The sequence below is a fragment of the Micrococcus sp. HMSC31B01 genome (assembly GCF_001816085.1).
Lineage (GTDB): Bacteria > Actinomycetota > Actinomycetes > Actinomycetales > Micrococcaceae > Micrococcus > Micrococcus luteus.
In genome coordinates, this window is sequence record NZ_KV824974.1 from 1 (window position 1) to 2,966 (window position 2,966).

Below are 2,966 nucleotides of genomic sequence, written 5' to 3' on the forward strand. Positions count from 1 at the left end.
CCCACCGGTCCAGGAACGGCTCGCGCATCCGCGGGACGAGGGCGACGCAGAGGCGGGGCACGCCGTGCGGGTCCGGGCGCACGCCGAAGACGGCCGTGGACACGGCCACGCTGACGCGGGCCTCAGCGACCGGCATGGGACCTCCCGGGGCGGACTGGCGGGGCTGTTCTGGTCAGTATGACACTGTTCGCGCCCATCTCAGAGGGTCGAGATGACTGTAAGGCGGGGGAGGCACCGTCGCGGTCCCGCGCTAGCCTGAGTCGGGTGAACACGACCGCCGCCGCCTCCGACCTGTCCGACGCCCCCCTGGCCTCCACCCGCATCGGGGAGGGCCCGCGCCGCGTCGCGTTCCTGCACGGCCTCCTGGGCCGGGGCCGGAACTTCACCGGCCCGGCCAAGGAGCTGGGCGACGACTTCACGGTGGAGCTGATCGATCTGCCGGACCACGGCGCCTCGCCCTGGACGGACCGGGTGGACTACCGCGAGATCGCGGACCGGGTGGCCGCCCACCTGCGCGCCGGCCTCGCCGCCGACGGGCCGGTCCATCTGCTGGGCCACTCGATGGGGGGCAAGGTCGCGATGGTGCTCGCCCTGCGGCACCCGGACCTCGTGGACCGGCTGATCGTGGAGGACATCTCCCCGCGGGTCTCGCCGCAGGCCACGGACGAGTTCGTGCACCTGCTGGGCACCATGCTGCGCATGGACCTGGACGCGTACGACTCGCGGGCCGAGGCCGACGCGGCCATGGCCGAGCACGTCCACGACGCGCGGGTGCGCGGCTTCCTGTTGCAGAACCTGCGGCGCACGGCCGGCCACTTCGCGTGGCAGCCCAACGTGGCCATGCTCTTCGAGCACCTGCGGGAGATCGGCTCGTTCCCGGACCCGGTGGTCCCCGAGGATCCGGAGCGCGTGTTCGACCATCCGGTCCTGTGGCTGGCCGGCGCCGAGTCGGACTACGTCCAGGATGAGGACGTGCCGCGGATGAAGGAGCTGTTCCCGCGCGTCGTGCGCGTGACCGTCCGTGACGCCGGCCACTGGCTGCACGCCGACCAGCCCGAGGCCTTCGTCTCCGCGGTGCGCACCTTCCTCACCGCCGACTGACGGGGCCCGTCGGGAGACGGAGACAGCGCCGAGGCCCGCAGACGCGCCGCCACGTTCCGTGCGTAGCGGCGCGTCTGCGGGCCTCAGCGTCGGGCGCGGGTGGTGGCGGACCCGTCAGCCGCCGCATCAGTGGGCGGGCGCGGCCTTCTTCCCGCGCAGGCGTCCGACGAGCAGGACCACCCCGAGCGCGACCGAGCCCCAGAGCAGGCCCCACACGGCCGACGTCGCGGTCTCCGTGAGCCAGCCGAGGAACGCGCCGGCGGCGTGCGTGACGGGCTCGACGATCCCGTGCTGCACGGCGTAGTAGGGCCACGGCACGCCCAGCGCGTCCAGCTCCACGAGGGCGATGTGGCCGCCCACCCAGAGCATCGCCACGGTGCCGATGACGGTCACCACGCGCAGCACGTGCGGCATGGCCTTGACCAGCCCGGCGCCGAACGAGCGGCCGCCGGAGGTCGAGGCGTTCTGGTGCAGGTGCAGGCCGACGTCGTCCATCTTCACGATCAGCCCCACCGCCCCGTACACGCATACGGTGATGAGGACGGCCACCACCGCCAGGACCGCCGCCTGCATCCAGAAGCCCAGGTCGGTCACCTCGTTCATGGAGATGACCATGATCTCCAGGGAGAGGATGAAGTCCGTGGTGATGGCCCCGCGCACCACGGTGTCCTCGGCCTCCGGGCCCCGCTCGACGGCGGGCTCCGCGTCGTCGGCATGCCCGTGGCCGGCGAGCTTGCCCCATACCTTGTGCGCGCCCTCATAGGACAGGTAGGTGCCGCCGGCCAGCAGCAGCCACGGCAGGATCCAGGGGGCGAGCCAGTCGAGCAGCAACAGCGCGGGCAGGATGAACACGAGCTTGTTGCGCAGGGAGCCCTTGGTGATCCGCCAGATCATCGGCAGCTCGCGGGCCGCGGCCGCGCCGGCCATGTACTGCGGGGTCACCGCGGCGTCGTCGACCACCACACCCGCCGCCTTGGCTGCAGCGCGTCCCGCTCCGGCGGCCACGTCGTCCACGCTCGCGGCGGCGAGGCGGGCGAGGGCGGCGACGTCGTCGAGCAGGGCTACGAGTCCGACCATGGTTCCTCCTGGGGTGGGGCCGACGGGCGCGCCGGTGCGCGGGCAGGGCGCAGGTCGAGCATAGCGGCGAGGACGGACACGCACCGGCCCGGCCCCGTGGGGGACCGGGCCGGTGCGTGCGCGGCCGACGAGGCCGCCGGTGGGCTCAGGCGTCGTTCTCGGTGGTCTCCACGGGACGGGAGCCCAGGCGGCCGTCGATGCGGAGCAGGCCCGAGCCGTCGTCGCCGACGAGCTCGAGCTGGCCCACGATCTCGGAGACGGTGGCCTCCTCCTCGATCTGCTCGTCCAGGAACCAGTTCAGCAGCGGGCGTGAGTTGAGGTCGCCCGCGGACTCGGTGGCCCGGTACAGCTCGCGGATCGCCTCGGAGACCTTCTGCTCGTGCGCGAGCGCGGCCCGGAAGATCTCCAGGGCCGAGATGCCGGCCTGCACGGGCGGGGCCGGGATGGCGCCGATCGTCGGGACGCTGTCCCGGTCGGCGACGTGGTCGATGAACTTGTTCGCGTGGACGATCTCCTCGTCCGCCTGGTGCCGCAGCCACGCGGCCATCCCCGACAGGTCCAGGTCGTCGGCGGCGATCGCGAGCTGGCGGTAGACCATGGACGCCTCGAACTCGAGGGTGATCTGGTCGTCGAACTTCTGCAGCAGGTCTTCGGTGAGCTTCATGACTCGAACTCTAGGCAGGCGGCCGGGGCGCGGTGAAGGCGCGCCGCCCCGTCATCGAGGCGCGACGACGGCGGGCGGCGGGCTCCGCCGGATTCGGCGCCCCGCGGACCCGGCCCTAGGCTGG

At 73.0% G+C, this 2,966-nt stretch carries 3 protein-coding genes; 1 reads left to right on the forward strand and 2 read right to left on the reverse strand.

Annotated features, from left to right (window positions below; genetic code table 11):
- Positions 1-264 precede the first annotated feature (264 nt).
- A complete protein-coding gene (locus HMPREF3105_RS02305) occupies positions 265-1,101 on the forward strand; it encodes an alpha/beta fold hydrolase (RefSeq protein WP_070708684.1) in 837 nt (278 codons plus the stop codon).
- Between the two features lie 126 nt (positions 1,102-1,227).
- Here the strand turns inward: HMPREF3105_RS02305 and HMPREF3105_RS02310 are convergent, their stop codons facing one another.
- The gene (locus tag HMPREF3105_RS02310; RefSeq protein WP_036316447.1) at positions 1,228-2,178 is read right to left on the reverse strand and encodes a DUF808 domain-containing protein; all 951 of its coding nucleotides are present in this window, start codon (positions 2,176-2,178) and stop codon (positions 1,228-1,230) included.
- A gap of 145 nt (positions 2,179-2,323) precedes the next feature.
- Complete coding sequence (locus tag HMPREF3105_RS02315; RefSeq protein WP_036316448.1) at positions 2,324-2,842, reverse strand: ferritin; 519 nt, start codon at positions 2,840-2,842, stop codon at positions 2,324-2,326.
- Positions 2,843-2,966: the final 124 nt, after the last annotated feature.

Coding starts and splice junctions, on each gene's coding strand:
- HMPREF3105_RS02310 (WP_036316447.1), bottom strand. CDS start 2,178: ATGGTCGGACTCGTAGCCCTGCTCGACGACGTCGCCGCCCTCGCCCGC.
- HMPREF3105_RS02315 (WP_036316448.1), bottom strand. CDS start 2,842: ATGAAGCTCACCGAAGACCTGCTGCAGAAGTTCGACGACCAGATCACC.